The 18,501-nt window shown below is 33.9% G+C and carries 14 protein-coding genes, 1 tRNA gene, 3 rRNA genes and 2 other annotated features; of the genes, 2 read left to right on the top strand and 16 right to left on the bottom strand.

Going from position 1 to position 18,501, the window contains the following annotated elements; all coding sequences use genetic code 11:
- Nucleotides 1-49: 49 nt before the first annotated feature.
- Nucleotides 50-1,183, bottom strand: a complete 1,134-nt coding sequence (locus Q6H37_RS00300) for an alanine--glyoxylate aminotransferase family protein (protein WP_318738649.1) — start codon at nucleotides 1,181-1,183, stop codon at nucleotides 50-52.
- Nucleotides 1,184-1,355: 172 nt separating this feature from the next.
- On the opposite strand from Q6H37_RS00300, the gene Q6H37_RS00295 reads away from it, so the two are divergent.
- Nucleotides 1,356-1,967 (top strand): uracil-DNA glycosylase, encoded by a 612-nt coding sequence (locus Q6H37_RS00295; RefSeq protein WP_412523896.1) that lies wholly within the window; start codon nucleotides 1,356-1,358, stop codon nucleotides 1,965-1,967.
- Nucleotides 1,968-1,990: 23 nt separating this feature from the next.
- On the opposite strand, the gene Q6H37_RS00290 is transcribed toward Q6H37_RS00295, so the two are convergent.
- The 6 genes from Q6H37_RS00290 to Q6H37_RS00265 all read right to left on the bottom strand — a co-directional run bounded on the left by Q6H37_RS00290 (nucleotide 1,991) and on the right by Q6H37_RS00265 (nucleotide 9,431).
- Nucleotides 1,991-2,938: a M42 family peptidase gene (locus tag Q6H37_RS00290; RefSeq protein WP_318738648.1), complete on the bottom strand. Its 948-nt coding sequence runs from the start codon at nucleotides 2,936-2,938 to the stop codon at nucleotides 1,991-1,993.
- Nucleotides 2,939-3,050: 112 nt separating this feature from the next.
- Nucleotides 3,051-3,126 (bottom strand) — tRNA-Lys (locus Q6H37_RS00285).
- 5 nt (nucleotides 3,127-3,131) lie between these two features.
- Nucleotides 3,132-3,248: ribosomal RNA gene (gene rrf / locus Q6H37_RS00280) — 5S ribosomal RNA — on the bottom strand.
- Between the two features lie 51 nt (nucleotides 3,249-3,299).
- Nucleotides 3,300-6,198: ribosomal RNA gene (locus tag Q6H37_RS00275) — 23S ribosomal RNA — on the bottom strand.
- A 223-nt stretch (nucleotides 6,199-6,421) separates the two neighbouring features.
- A 16S ribosomal RNA gene (locus tag Q6H37_RS00270) occupies nucleotides 6,422-7,933 on the bottom strand.
- The 16S, 23S and 5S rRNA genes sit together here with 1 tRNA gene alongside, the layout of an rRNA operon.
- Nucleotides 7,934-8,486: 553 nt before the next feature.
- Nucleotides 8,487-9,431, bottom strand: a complete 945-nt coding sequence (locus tag Q6H37_RS00265; RefSeq protein ID WP_318738647.1) for a GNAT family protein — start codon at nucleotides 9,429-9,431, stop codon at nucleotides 8,487-8,489.
- 165 nt (nucleotides 9,432-9,596) lie between these two features.
- On the opposite strand from Q6H37_RS00265, the gene Q6H37_RS00260 reads away from it, so the two are divergent.
- On the top strand, nucleotides 9,597-10,757 hold the full coding sequence (locus Q6H37_RS00260; RefSeq protein WP_318738646.1) for an SAM-dependent methyltransferase: 1,161 nt from the start codon (nucleotides 9,597-9,599) through the stop codon (nucleotides 10,755-10,757).
- A gap of 40 nt (nucleotides 10,758-10,797) precedes the next feature.
- Here the strand turns inward: Q6H37_RS00260 and serC are convergent, their stop codons facing one another.
- The 9 genes from serC to sfsA all read right to left on the bottom strand — a co-directional run bounded on the left by serC (nucleotide 10,798) and on the right by sfsA (nucleotide 18,386).
- Entirely contained in the window at nucleotides 10,798-11,880 is a 1,083-nt protein-coding gene (serC, locus tag Q6H37_RS00255; protein ID WP_318738645.1) for a 3-phosphoserine/phosphohydroxythreonine transaminase, read from the bottom strand.
- An 18-nt stretch (nucleotides 11,881-11,898) separates the two neighbouring features.
- A complete protein-coding gene (locus Q6H37_RS00250; RefSeq protein ID WP_318738644.1) occupies nucleotides 11,899-13,149 on the bottom strand; it encodes a DUF1015 domain-containing protein in 1,251 nt (416 codons plus the stop codon).
- 18 nt (nucleotides 13,150-13,167) lie between these two features.
- Nucleotides 13,168-14,097 carry a D-2-hydroxyacid dehydrogenase gene (locus Q6H37_RS00245; protein WP_318738643.1) on the bottom strand — a complete coding sequence of 310 codons (930 nt, stop codon included), beginning with the start codon at nucleotides 14,095-14,097 and terminating at the stop codon, nucleotides 13,168-13,170.
- A gap of 213 nt (nucleotides 14,098-14,310) precedes the next feature.
- Nucleotides 14,311-14,515: a binding site (T-box leader), on the bottom strand.
- Between the two features lie 42 nt (nucleotides 14,516-14,557).
- Nucleotides 14,558-14,761, bottom strand: a binding site (T-box leader).
- 129 nt (nucleotides 14,762-14,890) lie between these two features.
- Entirely contained in the window at nucleotides 14,891-15,076 is a 186-nt protein-coding gene (locus tag Q6H37_RS00240) for a hypothetical protein (RefSeq protein ID WP_007064051.1), read from the bottom strand.
- A gap of 171 nt (nucleotides 15,077-15,247) precedes the next feature.
- The gene (locus Q6H37_RS00235; protein WP_318738642.1) at nucleotides 15,248-15,403 is read right to left on the bottom strand and encodes a hypothetical protein; all 156 of its coding nucleotides are present in this window, start codon (nucleotides 15,401-15,403) and stop codon (nucleotides 15,248-15,250) included.
- Entirely contained in the window at nucleotides 15,394-16,176 is a 783-nt protein-coding gene (locus Q6H37_RS00230) for an EFR1 family ferrodoxin (RefSeq protein ID WP_318738641.1), read from the bottom strand. The genes Q6H37_RS00235 and Q6H37_RS00230 overlap by 10 nt, the downstream gene beginning before the upstream one ends.
- Before the next feature lie 60 nt (nucleotides 16,177-16,236).
- Nucleotides 16,237-16,923, bottom strand: coding sequence for a hydrolase (locus Q6H37_RS00225; protein WP_318738640.1), 687 nt, complete (start codon nucleotides 16,921-16,923; stop codon nucleotides 16,237-16,239).
- 106 nt (nucleotides 16,924-17,029) lie between these two features.
- Entirely contained in the window at nucleotides 17,030-17,578 is a 549-nt protein-coding gene (locus tag Q6H37_RS00220; protein ID WP_318738639.1) for an NAD(+) diphosphatase, read from the bottom strand.
- A gap of 115 nt (nucleotides 17,579-17,693) precedes the next feature.
- Nucleotides 17,694-18,386 (bottom strand): DNA/RNA nuclease SfsA, encoded by a 693-nt coding sequence (gene sfsA, locus Q6H37_RS00215; RefSeq protein ID WP_318738638.1) that lies wholly within the window; start codon nucleotides 18,384-18,386, stop codon nucleotides 17,694-17,696.
- Between the last annotated feature and the right edge of the window lie 115 nt (nucleotides 18,387-18,501).

Genomic DNA, 18,501 nt, shown 5'->3' with positions numbered 1-18,501 from the left:
AGGTTTGACTCCAAAATATATCAAGTTGTGGAGTCAAACTTTTATAATTTTAAAATTCTCTTAAAAAACAACTGCACATATCACATTTACACTTAAATTCAAAATGCTCTAAGGACTTTTGAAGAGCAAATAATGCATGACCCACATTATCTATTCTTGCATTCTCACCCATATGACCTATTCTTATTACCTTACCCTCTAAATATCCAAAGGAACCAGCTATCATTACATCATATTTATCTACCATATAATTTCTTAATTTCTTATCATCAATTCCTTCTGGAACTTTAACTACGGTAACTGTGCTAGAATACCCTTCTTCAATATATAATTCCAATCCTGCTTCCCTAATTGCATTTCTAGTAGCTGTTGCTATTTTTTTATGTCTATATAATATATCTTCATCTTCTAACATGTTATCTATAGCTTTTCTTAATCCAACTATATCACTTATAGGTGGTGTATATGGAAACCACTTATTTTCATAATACTTTTCCCAATTCAATAAATTACAATAAAAAGAAGCTATAGCACTTTTTCTATTCTTCATACAATTAAAAGCATCATCACTTATACTTAATATAGTAAGCCCTGGTGGAGCAGAAATACACTTTTGTGAACCACCAATTAGTATATCTATTTTCCAATCATCTGTTTTTACTTCTTCTCCTCCCATAGCAGCTACACTATCTACTACAGTAAGAATACCTTTCTCTTTTAATAATGTACATACTAATGATATGTTATTTAATACTCCTGAAGGTGTATCACAATGTACAACAGTAGCATATTTAAAATTACTATCAGTTTCTAAGAAACTTTTTAATTCTTCTATATCTATTTCTCTTTTTCTATCACCCTTAAAAAATACAACTTCACCACCATATATTTTTACAAAGTCACCAAAACCTTCTCCAAATATTCCATTATCTATTACTAAAACTCTATCATCTTTTTCTGTTAGTGATGCACAAGCTGCTTCTAATCCTAATATGCCTTCCCCACTTAGTATTCTCACATGATTTTTAGTCTTTAATAGTGTTCCTATTTTTCCACAAGTTTCTTTATAGAAATCATAAAAATTATAATCTAAATCTGGGTTAGTACATCTAATACTTCTTGATAACCTTACATTTTCTCTTACTTCAGTTGGACCTGGTGTCATTATATGTGGAACATTCATATTCGTATCACTCCTAGCAAACATATTTTAAAGATTTTTGTATAATTATATCATTTTCACCATTTAAGACAAATGTATGAATACAATTCTGTTTTAAATGTTTTGTTTTAAGATATAATAGTTATGTATAATAGGATATATAGTTTATAATAAAATATGCTAAAGTAAATTAATGAAGGGAGTCTTTATAACTGTGGATGAAATTTTAAAACAAAAAATAAAGCAAATAAGTGAAAATTACACAGAAGAGAAAATTGGAGGTTTTATTTCTGGTGATGGTCCTATTCCTTGTAATATATTATTTGTAGGAGAAGCTCCTGGAAAAACAGAAGTGGAAGAAGGAAAACCTTTTGTAGGAGTTGCAGGAAAAAACTTTGAAAAGCATCTAAACTCTATAGGACTATCTAGGAAAGATGTTCATATAACAAACACTTGCTTTTTTAGACCTATAAAGATAAAAGAAAGTTCCTCTGGAAGAACAACCATAAGCAATAGACCTCCCAAAACTTCAGAAGTAAATCTATTTCGTGAAGTACTAAATGAGGAAATAGAATTAGTTAATCCTAAAATCATTGTAACTTTAGGTAATGTTCCATTAAAAAGATTAACTAATTTTAAATCTATAGGCGAATGTCATGGTGAGCTTTACTTTAATAACGAATTAAAAAGATATGTATTTCCAATGTATCACCCTTCTGCACTAACTTATAATAGAAATGAAGAATTTTACTCTATGTATCAGGAAGATTGGAATAAACTAAAAGAAGCTCTAAATAAAATTTAAATTTAGAGCTTCTTTCCCTATACTTAATTTGATATTGCTTCTTTTATAATACTAATAGTATTTTCAATGTCATTTATAGAAACCATTTCTGAAATTGAATTTTTATATTTGCAAGGCACTGCTATTTCTCCTATCCTTATATCTGGTCTTTCATTATGTATTAAGTCACATTGAGAACTTCCGGGGCTCACACTATATTGTACATTTATATTTACTTTATTCGCTGCTTCTTCAAGCATACTTTTTATGTACTTATGCATTATAATTGAATTGCCCATTAGTTTTAGCACAGGACCTTTATCCAACTCAATCTTATTTAAGCAATCTATAGCATCTTTTGCACTTACTAAATCTATAATAATACAAAAATCAGGATCTATGGAATAAGCAGCAGACCTTATACCTCTTCCCCCTAATTTTTGTTCACATGAAAAAACAAAATATACTTCTCTATTTGTATTCTTTAATTCTTTTATTAATCTTAGTAATATGTAACATCCTATTTTATTATCTAATGAAGGACTTACTAAATCATTGTTAGGAAACTCCAAGTAAGGTCCTACTAAACATGCCGTATCCCCTTCTTTAACTTTATTTAGTGTAGTTTCCTTGTTCTTTGTTCCTATATCTATAAATATTTCATCCTTATTTAATAAAAGTTTTCCTATAGTTTCATTTTTAAATCTTACAAAACTATGAGATACATTATTGCAATCGAAATTACCTATTTTTTCTGCTCTTATAAGTCCACTTTCTTCTATATAGGAAACCATAAAACCTATACTATCCATATGTGAACAAATCATAAGTTTTTCTTCACCTTGTCCTAATTTTACAATCATATTCCCTATTTTATCTTCTTTAATGTCGCACTTAATATCTCTCAATTCATTTTTTATAATATCTTTTATTTCATCTTCATTTCCGCTAATACTAAATGTGTTCATAAGCTTTATTAAACATTTATCCATCAATTACCCTCCTTAAATTATTACAAATTCAGTTTTTATAATTTCCGCGGCAATATCATTTTTATTATACTACAACATAAAAAAAGAAACACTCGTTAATGAGTGTTTCTTTTGGTGGCTTACCGGGGAATCGAACCCCGGACAACATGATTAAAAGTCATGTGCTCTACCAACTGAGCTAGTAAACCATACAACCTGGCAACGACCTACTCTTCCACAGAGCCTCCCCTGCAGTACCATCGGCACTATAAAGCTTAACCATCGTGTTCGGAATGGGAACGGGTGTTACCTTTATGTCATTATCACCAGATTTATTTAATTTTAGAGATTTTGTTATCTCAAAATTGCACAGTGAATTTATTTGGTCAAGCCCTCGACCTATTAGTATCAGTCAGCTGAACATGTTACCATGCTTACACCTCTGACCTATCAACCTTGTGTTCTTCAAGGGGTCTTACTAGCTTACGCTATGGGAAATCTAATCTTGAGGTGGGTTTCACGCTTAGATGCTTTCAGCGTTTATCCCGTCCCGACATAGCTACCCAGCCATGCTCCTGGCGGAACAACTGGTACACCAGAGGTCAGTCCATCCCGGTCCTCTCGTACTAAGGACAGCTCCTCTCAAATTTCCTACGCCCGCGACGGATAGGGACCGAACTGTCTCACGACGTTCTGAACCCAGCTCGCGTGCCGCTTTAATGGGCGAACAGCCCAACCCTTGGGACCTACTTCAGCCCCAGGATGCGACGAGCCGACATCGAGGTGCCAAACCTCCCCGTCGATGTGGACTCTTGGGGGAGATCAGCCTGTTATCCCCGAGGTAGCTTTTATCCGTTGAGCGATGGCCCTCCCACGAGGAACCACCGGATCACTAAGCCCGACTTTCGTCCCTGCTCCACCTGTATGTGTCGCAGTCAGGCTCCCTTCTGCCTTTGCACTCTTCGAACGATTTCCAACCGTTCTGAGGGAACCTTTGGGCGCCTCCGTTACTTTTTTGGAGGCGACCGCCCCAGTCAAACTGCCCACCTAACAATGTCCCGTGACCAGTTTCATGGCCGCCGGTTAGAATCCCAATACTGTCAGGGTGGTATCCCAAGGATGACTCCACAGAAGCTGACGCCCCTGTTTCGCAGTCTCCCACCTATCCTGTACAGACAATATCGAAACTCAATGCTAAGCTGCAGTAAAGCTCTACGGGGTCTTTCCGTCCAATCGCGGGTAGCAAGCATCTTCACTTGCACTACAATTTCGCCGGATTTGTTGTCGAGACAGTGCCCAAGTCATTACGCCATTCGTGCGGGTCGGAACTTACCCGACAAGGAATTTCGCTACCTTAGGACCGTTATAGTTACGGCCGCCGTTTACTGGGGCTTAAGTTCATACCTTCGCTTGCGCTAAGTATTCCCCTTAACCTTCCAGCACCGGGCAGGCGTCAGCCCCTATACTTCAGCTTTCGCTTTAGCAGAGACCTGTGTTTTTGCTAAACAGTTGCTTGGGCCTATTCTCTGCGACCTACTTTCATAGGCACCCCTTCTCCCGAAGTTACGGGGTCAATTTGCCGAGTTCCTTGACAACAATTCTTCCGATGGTCTTAGGATTCTCTCCTCACCTACCTGTGTCGGTTTGCGGTACGGGCACCAACATCCTCCATAGAGACTTTTCTTGGCAGCGTGGAATCAGATACTTCGCGGCATAAAGCCACTCCCCATCACACCTCAACATTAACCAGACGGATTTGCCTGTCTGATCTGTCTAAGTGCTTAGACACACATCCAATAGTGTGCACATCCTATCCTCCTGCGTCATCCCATTTGTAATAACGTCAGTTGGTGGTATCGGAATATCAACCGATTGTCCATCACCTACGCCTTTCGGCCTCGGCTTAGGTCCCGACTAACCCTGAGCGGACGAGCCTTCCTCAGGAAACCTTAGGTTTTCGACCAATAAGATTCTCACTTATTTCTCGCTACTTATGCCAGCATACTCACTCCTGTACAGTCCACCGCTCCTTTCGGTACGACTTCACTCCATACAGGAAGCTCCTCTACCGCTCTTTCGAGCCCATAGCTTCGGTGGTAAGTTTTAGCCCCGGACATCTTCGGCGCAGGATCTCTTGACTAGTGAGCTATTACGCACTCTTTAAATGAGTGGCTGCTTCTAAGCCAACATCCTAGTTGTCTTAGAAATCCCACATCCTTTTCCACTTAACTTACACTTTGGGACCTTAGCTGATGATCTGGGCTGTTTCCCTTTTGACTACGGATCTTATCATTCGCAGTCTGACTGCTGAGATACAAGTATATGGCATTCGGAGTTTGATAGGGTTCAGTAACTGTTGTCAGCCCCTAGCCCATTCAGTGCTCTACCTCCACTACTCAATCTCAACGCTAGCCCTAAAGCTATTTCGAGGAGAACCAGCTATCTCCGAGTTCGATTGGAATTTCTCCGCTATCCACAGCTCATCCCATGGTTTTTCAACACCAACGTGGTTCGGACCTCCACGGAATTTTACTTCCGCTTCATCCTGGCCATGGATAGGTCACCCGGTTTCGGGTCTACGACATGCAACTTTTCGCCCTATTCAGACTCGGTTTCCCTTCGGCTCCGTACCTTAAGTACTTAACCTTGCTACATACCGTAACTCGCTGGCTCGTTCTACAAAAAGCACGTCGTCGCACATAAAAGTGCTTCGACCGGTTGTGGACACACGGTTTCAGGTTCTATTTCACTCCCCTTCCGGGGTTCTTTTCACCTTTCCCTCACGGTACTGCTTCACTATCGGTCACCAGTTAGTATTTAGCCTTGGGAGGTGGTCCTCCCTGCTTCCCACAAGGTTTCACGTGTCTCGTGGTACTCTGGAGTAGATCTGACTGCTATTTCCTTTCACTTACAGGGCTGTTACCTTCTACGGCGGAGCCTTCCAGCTCTCTTCAATTAAGAAATCACAGTATTTATGATCTATCCGCAACCCCAGGAACAAGTTCCTGGTTTGGGCTCTTTCCCTTTCGCTCGCCGCTACTTAGAAAATCGATTTTTCTTTCTCTTCCTCCGGGTACTTAGATGTTTCAGTTCCCCGGGTTTACCTCCATAAACCTATGTATTCAGTTTACAGTACAATGCGTTAGCATTGTGGGTTTCCCCATTCGGAAATCTCTGGATCTCAGGCTATTTGCGCCTACCCAAAGCTTATCGCAGCTTATCACGTCCTTCTTCGGCTTCTGGTGCCAAGGCATTCACCATGCGCCCTTTGTAGCTTGACCATTCATGTGAAAATTGTCTTTCAACAATTTTCTTAGTTAAAATCTACAAAGGTTTTTTTACTTATATAATAAGTAGTTTTACCTTTAGCTTTACTTTTAATTTAAAAGTTATATTCACTGTGCAATTTTCAAAGAACAATTTGAAGAATTAGATTCTTCAAAATTAAACAGAGCTATTAAATAAACCTTCAAAGTAGAATTACCTACTTTGTCGACTCCTTAGAAAGGAGGTGATCCAGCCGCAGGTTCTCCTACGGCTACCTTGTTACGACTTCACCCCAATTACTAACCCCACCTTCGGCCGCTGGCTCCTTACGGTTACCTCACGGACTTCGGGTGTTGCCAGCTCTCATGGTGTGACGGGCGGTGTGTACAAGGCCCGGGAACGTATTCACCGCGACATGCTGATTCGCGATTACTAGCAACTCCAGCTTCATGTAGGCGAGTTTCAGCCTACAATCCGAACTGAGATGAGTTTTAAAAGTTTTGCTCCACCTCACGGTCTTGCATCTTTCTGTACTCACCATTGTAGCACGTGTGTAGCCCTAGACATAAGGGGCATGATGATTTGACGTCATCCCCACCTTCCTCCCGGTTAACCCGGGCAGTCTCACTAGAGTGCTCAACTTAATGGTAGCAACTAATGATAAGGGTTGCGCTCGTTGCAGGACTTAACCTAACATCTCACGACACGAGCTGACGACAACCATGCACCACCTGTCTCCCTGCCCCGAAGGGCTTCCCTCATTACAGGTAATTCAGGGGATGTCAAGTCTAGGTAAGGTTCTTCGCGTTGCTTCGAATTAAACCACATGCTCCGCTGCTTGTGCGGGCCCCCGTCAATTCCTTTGAGTTTTAATCTTGCGATCGTACTTCCCAGGCGGAATACTTATTGCGTTAGCTGCGGCACAGAAGGAGTCGATACCTCCTACACCTAGTATTCATCGTTTACGGCGTGGACTACCAGGGTATCTAATCCTGTTTGCTACCCACGCTTTCATGCCTCAGCGTCAGTTACGGTCCAGAGAATCGCCTTCGCCACTGGTGTTCTTCCTAATCTCTACGCATTTCACCGCTACACTAGGAATTCCATTCTCCTCTCCCGCACTCTAGATATCCAGTTTCAAATGCAGTTCCCAAGTTAAGCTCGGGATTTTCACATCTGACTTAAACATCCGCCTACGCATCCTTTACGCCCAGTAAATCCGGACAACGCTCGCCACCTACGTATTACCGCGGCTGCTGGCACGTAGTTAGCCGTGGCTTCCTCCTTGGGTACCGTCATTATCGTCCCCAAAGACAGAGCTTTACAACCCGAAGGCCTTCATCACTCACGCGGCGTTGCTGCATCAGGCTTTCGCCCATTGTGCAATATTCCCCACTGCTGCCTCCCGTAGGAGTCTGGACCGTGTCTCAGTTCCAATGTGGCCGATCACCCTCTCAGGTCGGCTACGCATCGTGGCCTTGGTGAGCCGTTACCTCACCAACTAGCTAATGCGCCGCGGGCCCATCTCAAAGCGGATTACTCCTTTAATTAGTAATTCATGTGAAAAACTAATGTTATGCGGTATTAATCTCCCTTTCGGAAGGCTATCCCCCACTTTGAGGCAGGTTGCCCACGTGTTACTCACCCGTCCGCCGCTAATCCATCCCCGAAGGGATTTCATCGCTCGACTTGCATGTGTTAAGCACGCCGCCAGCGTTCGTCCTGAGCCAGGATCAAACTCTCAATTTAAAAGCTTAATCTGTACTCAAATTATTGACGTTAAACTTATTAGTTTAACTAATACTGGCTTATTTAAAATAAGATTTATATCTTACTTTCACTCTGTTTAATTTTCAAGGATCTTGCCGCATCTCAGCGATTTTTATATTTTATCATGTTTGCTTAACCTTGTCAAGAACTTTTTTTAAAATTCTTTTTTGTTAAGCTTGCTGCATCACACAGCTTTAACATAATACCATGTTACTTAAGAAGTTGTCAACATATTTTTTATGTTTTATTTTCTAAGTAACTGTCTGCTCTCTCAAGCGACATGTGTTATTGTATCATATATTTATAACATCATATTAGATAATACTAGTACATACTCTGTTTATTCTCTTATTGCTCTATTTTACTTACTATTTACATAGTTTTTCACTTATAGATACACAAGGATAAGTTTATGACTTTTTAATACAAATTCACAACTTTATCTATGAGTTTTGCTATTTACCTAAAAACTTCAAAAGACCTTTTTAGTAATAGTTTAACTAAAAAGGTCTTTAATTATGCTAAATAGTATTTATATATTTTTTTTCACATTATAAAAAATTTTATGATCTCTCCACTTTCCATTAATGAACAAATACTTTTCACTTACACCAAGTTCTTTAAATCCACAAGCTCTAAGTACTCTTTGTGATTTTTCATTATCTAATAATGTAGATGCTTCTAATCTATGCAGCCCCATTTCATTAAATGCATACTCACATACTAATCTCAAAGCTTCCTTCATATATCCTTTACCCTGTTCATCTTCATCTATTGAATAACCTACAAATGCACTTTTGAATACACCCATAACTATATTAGATATTTGTATTTTTCCTATAAGTTTTTTACTTTTATAAACACCAAAATTAACGCTATCTCCATTTAAAAACTGCTTATATGATTCAATCAAGTTTCTTTTTTGTACAGGCAATGTATAAAAATTTTCTTCTCTATCAGGTTCAAAAGGTCTTAAATATTCTTTATTTTTTATATAGTATTTAAGCACATCCTCTGCATCATTAGGGGTCAGTACTGAAACACCTATATTAATACCTTTTATATCTAACTCTCTACATCTGTGTCCATTTTTAAAAATATCAAAATCAATTCCAAACAAAATTTCATCTTTATAAAAATTATTACTAATTATACTGTTAGAGATTACACCTTCTAGCTTGAACCCTAAATCTGTAAAGCACATTATATTTATTTCTTCATCAGCTATGACATTAACTTTATATACATTCATATTTCTAAATAAAGATCTTAAGAATGTTTCCAAAGACTCCTTTAATAACTCATAACTTGAGCTGCCTGATTTATAAAATTTAATTCTAAAACTACAATATTTATTCTTATCTGAAAGTTCAATAATGAATACCCTTCCTATAGTTATTCCATCTTTATCTCTTATTATATATTCATTTGTACTTCCTTTTACTAAGTCTACAGTAACATACTGTTCCTTTAACATATTAACCTCTCCTAATTTAAGCCTGCACTTCTTCATATTTTATATTTATATAAATTACAAATAATATTATAACATATAATATTAAGTTAAAAATATTGATAATTAGCATTTATATGTTTATATTATTTATATGATTTAAATAGATAAATTAAGGATGTGTTTTTTATGAATAAGCAAAATGTAGCTAAATTAAACTTATTTTTAATAGGATTAAGTAGCAGATTCAGTGAAAATAAAGATATATTTAAAGGTATAAAAGTCACCTATAAAGCAGGTTTAAAAAACTTCAACGGTATAGGAAAATATGATAATGGAAATATTAAATTCAATTTTAATGGTACTACTAATTCAATATCGATAAACAAATTAATAGAAATTGTTTGTACTGAAGCTTTAAATTATGATAGTTTAACTTTAACCTATAGTGAAAGAGGCACCGACATATTAATAGAAGCTGATAGTACAAATGTAAAAATGAAAAACATAGATGTAAAGGATGAGTCTACTAATGAATTTAATGAAACTTCAACTTTATTAAATAGAAATTATTACATAAAAGTTGGAAGTGCTGATGCTCTGTTAAAAGAGATTGGTATTATGTCCAGCCAAGGTAAAATAAAAAACGATAAAATAAGAAAATACAATCAAATAGATCATTATGTAGAATTATTTGATGAAATGCTAACTAAATTACCTAGAAACAAAGTCTTAAACATACTTGATTGTGGATGTGGAAAATCTTATTTAAGCTTTGTACTAAACTATTATTTAACAGAAGTAAAAAAAGTAAAATGCCACTTTATAGGGCTTGACTATAAAGAAAGCGTAATAGAAACCTCTAAAAAAATGGCTAATAATTTAGGTTATAGAAACATGGACTTTTATGCAATAGACATTAAGGATTATGTACCAAAAAATAAAATAAATATAGTTATGTCTCTTCATGCATGTGATACTGCTACAGATATGGCTTTAGCTACTGGAATAAAATTGAATTCCGATGCCATAATTGCAGTTCCTTGCTGTCAAAAAGAACTTCTAGGTCAATATAAATACGAACCTTTTAAAAATATATTAAAATATGGCGTATTAAAATCTCGAATGGCTGACATTCTAACTGATGGCATGAGAGCTTTAATGCTTGAAGCTAAGGGTTATGACGTTTCTGTAGTGGAATATATTTCTCCGCTGGAAACACCTAAAAATATTATGATAAGAGCATTGAAGACTAAAGAAGAAGATGAAGATTTAATGAGTGAATATTTTAATCTTATGTCAAGCTTAAATGTGTATCCTGCATTATATGGCTTTTTAAATGAATGGTAAAAATAAAAAGGGGTACAATTACCCCTTTTACAAAACTGACCTATTTATTTTCTGCCTCAAATTTCTTCATAAATTCTACTAAAGCCTTAACACCTTCTATTGGCATAGCATTATATATGCTTGCTCTCATACCACCAACAGTTCTGTGTCCCTTTAAGTTATCAAATCCAGCTGCTTTAGCTTCTTTTACAAATTTAGCATCTAATTCAGCTGAATCAGTTACGAAAGGTACATTCATTAATGAACGATCTTTCTTTTCAACTGTTCCCTTGAACATATTGCTTGAATCAAGATAATTATATAATATAGTAGCTTTTTCTTCATTTCTCTTCTTCATTGCTTCTAAGCCACCTAATTTTTGAACAAGCTTAAATACCTTGCCACATATGTATATTCCATATGCTGGTGGTGTATTATACAATGACTTATTATCTGCATGAATTTTATATCTAAGAACAGTTGGAGTACCTGGTAATACATCATCTGTAAGTAAATCTTCACGAATTATTACTACAACAACTCCTGCTGGTCCTATATTTTTTTGAACTCCAGCAAAAATAAGTCCGTACTTAGTTACATCTACAGGCTCTGATAGTATATCTGAAGACATGTCAGCTACTAATATTTTATCACCTGTTTCTGGTATATCATTATATTTAAGTCCATGTACTGTTTCATTATGGCATATATAAACATAATCTGCATCATCAGAAATCTTTAAATTCTTTAAATCTGGTACATACGTAAAATTCTTATCTTCTGAAGAAGCTATAACATTAACCTTTCCATATATTTTTGCTTCTGCTATTGCTTTTTTAGACCATTGACCTGTTTTAATGTAGTCAGCAACTTTATTCTTCATTAAGTTCATAGGAATCATTGCAAATTGCTGAGATCCCCCACCTTGCAAAAATAATACCTTATAATTATCTGGAATGTTCATTATTTCTCTTAATGTTTTTTCTGCATCACCAATTATTTCCTCAAAAGCCTTAGAACGATGGCTCATCTCCATAACTGACATACCAGTTCCTTTGTAATCCAACATTTCTGCTGCTGCTTCTTTAAGCACTTCCTCTGGTAATGTAGCTGGTCCCGCTGCGAAATTATATACTCTTGACATTTTAAAAAGCCCCCTTGTTTATTTTAACTTATGAATAAATATTCCACTTCTTAATTTAGGTTCAAACCAAGTTGATTTTGGAGGCATAACCTCCCCTGCATCTGCAACATCTAGTAATTCTTCCATTGAAGGTGGATACATAGAAAAAGCTACTCCTTCATCTTGTTGTTCTGCTACTCTTCGCTCCAACTCTTTAAGTCCTCTAATACCACCTACGAAATCTATTCTATCATCTGTTCTAGGATCCTTAATTCCTAAAATTGGTTTTAACAAATTTTCTTGAAGAATAGAAACATCTAATCTTTTAACAATATCTTGATCATTATAAGTCCCTTCTTTAGCTTCAAGTTTGTACCATTTTCCATCAAGATACATCCCATAAGTATGCTTACAGTCTGGTTTATATGGTTCTTCTTTTTCATACATACTTATATTAAATTTTTCTGAAACTTTATCCATGAATTCTTCATTAGAAAAACCATTAAGCTCCTTAACAACTCTGTTATAATCCATTATATTTAAATCAGAATCTGGGAAAAGTACTGATAAGAAGAAATTAAATTCTTCGTCACCTTTATAATTTGGATTTTCTTCTCTTCTTTTTATTCCAACCTTTATAGCGGATGCTGCTCTATGATGACCATCTGCTATATATAAATTATCTATATTCTTAAAAAGGCTAGATATACTGTTAATAGCATTATTATCATTTATAGTCCATACTATATGTTCTACTCCATCTTCTGCTACGAATTTATATAAAGGTTCTTTTTCAGTCCATGTATTTATTATGTTATTAACTTTATCATTATATCTATAAGTTAAAAAAATCGGACCTGTATTTGAATCACAAGTATTTACGTGATTAATTCTATCATTTTCTTTATCTTGTCTAGTATGTTCATGTTTTTTTACTATATTATTTATATAATCATCTATAGAAACACATCCTACTATACCAGTTTGTGCTTTTCCATTCATTATAAGTCTATAAATATAAAAACATGCTTGGTTATCTTGTACAAATATTCCTTTATCGATCATACCATTTAGATTTTCTTTTGCTTTTTCATACACCTTTTTATCATAAGGATTTGTAGTATCTGGTAAGTCAATTTCTGCCCTATCTATGTGTAAAAAAGAATATTCATTACCTTCCACCATTTTTTTTGCCTCTTCCCTATTCATAACATCATAAGGAAGGGCAGCAACCCTAGCTGCCAATTCTTTCGTAGGTCTTACTGATTTAAAAGGGTTTAAAACTGCCATTTTACTTCTCTCCTCTCTTTATGCATTAACAGCATTCGCATATTCAAAAGTTTCTTCAATTATATTTACTATTTCATTTCCTATTCTTTCCTGAGCTTCTTCTGTTGATCCACCTATATGAGGAGTTGCACAAACTCTAGGATTATTAATTAATTGTGGATTTGGATTTGGTTCATTTTCAAATACATCAATTCCAGCTCCTGCTACTTTTCCACAATTTAAAGCTTCAACTAAAGCATTTTCATTAACAACTCCACCTCTAGCACAGTTTATCAAATATACTCCATCTTTCATTAGCTTAAATTCTTTTTCGCCTATAACAGCACCGTCTTCTTTATTAAATGGAACATGAATTGATATAAAGTTTGCTTTTTTCAATAAATTTTCTAAAGTACAGAATTGATATTTATCATATCCTTTTGCTTTGCCTAATTTATCTGTATAAATTACTTTCATTCCTAAAGCTTCTGCTCTTTTAGCAACTTCTTTAGCTATTCTTCCAAATCCTATAAGACCTAATGTTTTACCAAATAATTCAACACCTTTATATTTTTTCTTCTCCCACTTTCCATCTCTCATTGTAATATTAGATATATTTATATATCTTGTTAAAGCAAACATGTGTCCAATAGCTAGCTCTGCTACTGATGCACTACTTGCATTAGGTGTATTTCTAACTTCAATGCCATTTTCTCTAGCATATTCTACATCAATATTATCTACTCCAACTCCACCACGAATTATTAACTTTAGTTCCCCATTTTTAGCTTCATCTATTAATGGCTTTCTAGCCTTAGTTGCTGATCTTACTACCATTACATCAAAATCCTTTATTTTTTCTTTAAGTTCATCTTCTTCATAATGTTTATCCACAACTTCAAAACCATCATTCTTTAATTTTTCTATAGCATCCTTTTCCATTCCATCACAAACTAATATTCTTATCATTATTAAGAGCCCCCTTCTATTCATTCCAAAATTTTAATATTTTATCTGCATCTTGCTTTATTCCTACATATCCTAATGTGAATAATTATTTATACATGTTTAATACCTCCAAGTACAATTTTATTTTATGAATGTACAGTAGTAAAGCGTTACATATACAAAGTTGTACACTACTGTAGTACATATAATAAATAAAAAAAGCCAATCCATCCACATAGGGACGATTGACTCGCGTTGCCACCCTTATTAGCCACATAATTAAATATATGACTCACTCAGTTAAAAATAACGGTTTAAACCGTATTACTCATCGTAATAATCCTCCAAGGCGGATTCACAAAAGTACAATTATCAGTTCTCACCATCCACTGACTCTCTTAAATTTACTTTATGCTACTATTCTCTTCATAGGATATATTAAATTTTGATTAGCTATAAAAAAAGAGCCAATCCATCCCACACTAGGGACGATTGACTCGCGTTGCCACCCTTATTAGCCACACAACTAAGTGTATGACTCACTCACTTGAAATAACGGTTTAAACCGTATTACTCATCGTAATAATCCTCCAAGGCGGATTCACAAAAGTACAATTATCAGTTCTCACCATCCACTGACTCTCTTAAATTTACTTTATGTTACTATTCTCTTCATAGGATAAAATTTATTTTTTTCTTACTGCTTGTTTTTTATTATAATTACATTATTATATTTTGTCAATACATATTTTAAATTTTTTTATTTACATTTTAGAATTTTTTATTTAATTTATTATTAATCTTCTTATTTGACCTAATTAACTTTTATCATTTTATCAATTTTCTCAAATAACTTTTTATTACAAGTGCCATTATTATAATTAACACAGTAGTTACAATTTCCAGACATATAACTCATATTTGTAATATTTATATAATCTTTAGGTCTATATTCTTCACAATTTTGTGCTACTAACATTTTATCTTCTAAAGAAATCATAAATTCACTCTCCAAAATAGTAATATCATTTTGTAAATCAAAGTTACCATAACAATATTATTACCCTAATAAAAAATAAAATTACTAAAAATAAAAAATAATTATAAAAAATTTAAGATTCCTTAACTTAAAAAAAGCTTCTATAAAAATAATTTTATAAAAGCTCTCTTCTTAATTTAAAATTGATTCTGTTTCAGTACAATACCTGGTAATTAAACATTTTCCTAAGCTTCTTGGACATCTTCTACATATACAATCTTCAGCCTTTCCCCGACATTTCTTGCCATACTCAGGACATACATTACAATTTTTATCTACTACTGACATTTAATTACCCCCTTGATCATATCTTTTTGTATTTGCTTTATTTTTTTCCCCTTGTATGTTATGGCATTTACCGGACATACATAAATGCATCTTAAGCATAACATACATTTACTATGAAAAACTGCTTTTCCATCTTCAAACGTTATATTACCTTTTGGGCAATTTGTAAGACAAATACCACATTTAGTACACTCTGATGTAGCTGTAATATTTTTCGAAATTTTAGGAATCATCCTTCTAAAAAAACTTCCACATGTTTTTCCAAGCTTTATTCTTATTAACGAATTTTCTTTTTTTAATTTATTATTTTTTACAAAATTTTCAACTATAGTTTTTACCTTACATTCTGCATTATATAAAATTTTATCATATTCATTGACATTGGGCTGTTTGTTTAATAAAAAATAATAATTGTTAGGCATCTTTATACATTCTTCAATAAAAATATTATATCCTTTGTTTTTTAATTTTTTTGCCATTATAGCTGGTGCTGATGATGATTTTCCACCTTGGGTAGCATATATAATTGTTTTAAAATTTCTTATACACTTAGGAAACTTATTTATAAAATCATCTACTATTTTCGGCTCTATCTCAGCATAAACAGGAGAACCTATTATTAAAAAATCAAATTGATTACGCTTAACTTCATCAACTTTTTCAATATTTAATAACTCTAAATCTATTTTATTATTCCTAAAATGTTTTTTTAATGTATCTGCTACCCACTTGGTATTACCTGTACCACTAAAATAATATAATAAACCTTTCATAATTAAAACTCCACATGTCTACTTTTTATAAATAATTTGTATGTTTAAATGATAATTTTCCTATTCACCATTTTGTTCTCTAGCATACTTTTCCCTATAGCTAACCATTATCTTACTCAATATTTCCGCTGCAGTAGGAGGTGTAAATGTAATAGCATTAGCACCAGCTTCAATAGTTTGTTTTATAGTTTCTTCTGTTGGTCCACCTGTTGCTATTATAGGAAACTCAGGGTATCGTTGACGTATCTTTTTTACAATATAAGCAGTCCTTTTAGCTCCTGATACATTTAAAATAGTAGCTCCTGATTCTATTCTTGCTGAGATATCCTCATATTCTGATACTACAGAAACCACTATTGGTATATCTATAGTATCTCTCACTTGCATTATTACTTCATTAGGTGTAGGGCTGTTAACTACAATTCCCATTGCTCCTTTAAATTCAGCATCTAATGCTAAATTTACCACCCTTTTACCTGTAGTAATTCCTCCACCTACGCCACAAAAAACAGGAATATCAGTTGACAGTACAATCGCTTCAGTTATTAAAGGTTGAGGTGTAAATGGATATACTGCAATAACAGCATCTGCATTGGTATTTTTTATAACTGCAACATCTGTACTAAATAAAAATGATTTCAACCTTTTACCAAAGATCCTTATCCCACTTGCTTCTCTAATAACATTAGGCACTTCAATCATATGTCTTCTTAATATACCTTTAATTTCAGGTATATATTTTGTCATACTATTCCCCCCTTTTTCACATCATTAACTTACTATTTATATCACATTATATTACCTTATATTAACATATAATTATTTACATATGCAAATTATATAATTACTTTAATCAAAATGTCTCATTATTGCAGTTATCATTTTCACATCTATATGCTTTTTCTCCATTATAGCCTATTTCCTTTAATACTTTTTTTACTATACTTCTACCTATTTTGTCTTCACTCATTTCACATAAAGCATCTTCTATGTGATGCCAATCTACCCATTCTACTTCAGAAGATTTATTTATTTCCCCACTATCATATTCTGCCATAAATGTAAGCATTATTATCTCTTTTGATTCTACACATTCACTACCCAAATATTTTAAATTTTTTATTTTAAGTCCAGCTTCTTCAAAGACTTCTCTATGAACTGTTTCTTCTACATTTTCACCATTAGTAACATATCCAGATAATAACACTTTAGAATTCTTAAATATATAGCTTTGTTTTAATAACAATATTTTGTCTTCTTTTATTATGGCAACTATAATACAAGGCTTAGGAGTATCAAAATACATAATTTTATCTACTGGGCAATAAGGCACTCCCCCCTCATCCCAACTATATTTTTCTTCTAACTCTCGTCCACAAATTGGGCAATATTTAAATTTCATACAACACCACTCCTATAAGAGTAGTTTCACCTCCTTTACTTAACATTCATTTACGCTTTTATTTATAATTATATTATAGAATTATATAGTTACCTATTCAATTAAAATATACCAATTAAAGTTTAACTGGTATAGGTTTATATAAGGTTATGAAGTCTTCACCAACCTTGCAATTATAAGCCATTACATGAACTCCATTCTTTTCTGCAAATCTTAAGGCATCTGAAAAAGCTTTATCCATTGTATCATTTGGTGAAAAATAATTTACATTTTCCATTTGAATTAGAAATATTACTGCTGCATCTTTGTTACACTTTTTTACTTCTACTAATTCTAACAAATGTTTCTTTCCTCTTTCTGTAGGTGCATCAGGAAACATTACCTTTCCATCCTCCTCTAAGGTTACTCCTTTAACTTCAACATAACATTCATTTTCCAATTCATCTGTAAGTTTAAAATCAAATCTACTATTACCAAAAGTTTTTTCTCTTTGCACTTTATTATATTTACTAAGTAATTCTATTCTTTTATCATTTAATGCTTCTTCAACTACTTTATTTGGTATTTGCGAATCTATATTTATTAATGTATTACCTTTATATGCTGCTATTAAATCATAGGCTGTTTTTCTAGTAGGATTATCTTCTTGTCTAAGTATTACAGTACATCCTGGTATCAGGATTTCTTTGCATCTTCCTGTGTTAGGAACATGAACCATAGTTTCTACGCCATTTATTTTTACATAAGCTTGAAATCTATTAGGTCTATTGATAAATTCTGATTTTATAATATTTTTCTTTATAATCAATGTACCATCTCCAATTTTAAAATTTTATCCACACGTTGTTAAAACTTATCCACAAATCTTTTGTTTTTTATTATTTTTTGTGAATTAATTTATTTTATTATTTTTTATTCAGATG

The sequence above is a fragment of the Clostridium sp. JS66 genome (genome assembly GCF_033561535.1).
In the GTDB taxonomy this organism is placed as follows: domain Bacteria; phylum Bacillota; class Clostridia; order Clostridiales; family Clostridiaceae; genus Clostridium_AM; species Clostridium_AM carboxidivorans.
This window is presented reverse-complemented; position numbering and strand designations above follow the sequence as displayed.

Excerpts from the sequence above, each read along its gene's own strand:
- Q6H37_RS00300 (WP_318738649.1), bottom strand. The coding sequence starts at position 1,183 with ATGAATGTTCCACATATAATGACACCAGGTCCAACTGAAGTAAGAGAA.
- Q6H37_RS00295 (WP_412523896.1), top strand. The coding sequence starts at position 1,356 with ATGAAGGGAGTCTTTATAACTGTGGATGAAATTTTAAAACAAAAAATA.
- Q6H37_RS00290 (WP_318738648.1), bottom strand. The coding sequence starts at position 2,938 with ATGGATAAATGTTTAATAAAGCTTATGAACACATTTAGTATTAGCGGA.
- Q6H37_RS00265 (WP_318738647.1), bottom strand. The coding sequence starts at position 9,431 with ATGTTAAAGGAACAGTATGTTACTGTAGACTTAGTAAAAGGAAGTACA.
- Q6H37_RS00260 (WP_318738646.1), top strand. The coding sequence starts at position 9,597 with ATGAATAAGCAAAATGTAGCTAAATTAAACTTATTTTTAATAGGATTA.
- serC (WP_318738645.1), bottom strand. The coding sequence starts at position 11,880 with ATGTCAAGAGTATATAATTTCGCAGCGGGACCAGCTACATTACCAGAG.
- Q6H37_RS00250 (WP_318738644.1), bottom strand. The coding sequence starts at position 13,149 with ATGGCAGTTTTAAACCCTTTTAAATCAGTAAGACCTACGAAAGAATTG.
- Q6H37_RS00245 (WP_318738643.1), bottom strand. The coding sequence starts at position 14,097 with ATGATAAGAATATTAGTTTGTGATGGAATGGAAAAGGATGCTATAGAA.
- Q6H37_RS00240 (WP_007064051.1), bottom strand. The coding sequence starts at position 15,076 with ATGATTTCTTTAGAAGATAAAATGTTAGTAGCACAAAATTGTGAAGAA.
- Q6H37_RS00235 (WP_318738642.1), bottom strand. The coding sequence starts at position 15,403 with ATGTCAGTAGTAGATAAAAATTGTAATGTATGTCCTGAGTATGGCAAG.
- Q6H37_RS00230 (WP_318738641.1), bottom strand. The coding sequence starts at position 16,176 with ATGAAAGGTTTATTATATTATTTTAGTGGTACAGGTAATACCAAGTGG.
- Q6H37_RS00225 (WP_318738640.1), bottom strand. The coding sequence starts at position 16,923 with ATGACAAAATATATACCTGAAATTAAAGGTATATTAAGAAGACATATG.
- Q6H37_RS00220 (WP_318738639.1), bottom strand. The coding sequence starts at position 17,578 with ATGAAATTTAAATATTGCCCAATTTGTGGACGAGAGTTAGAAGAAAAA.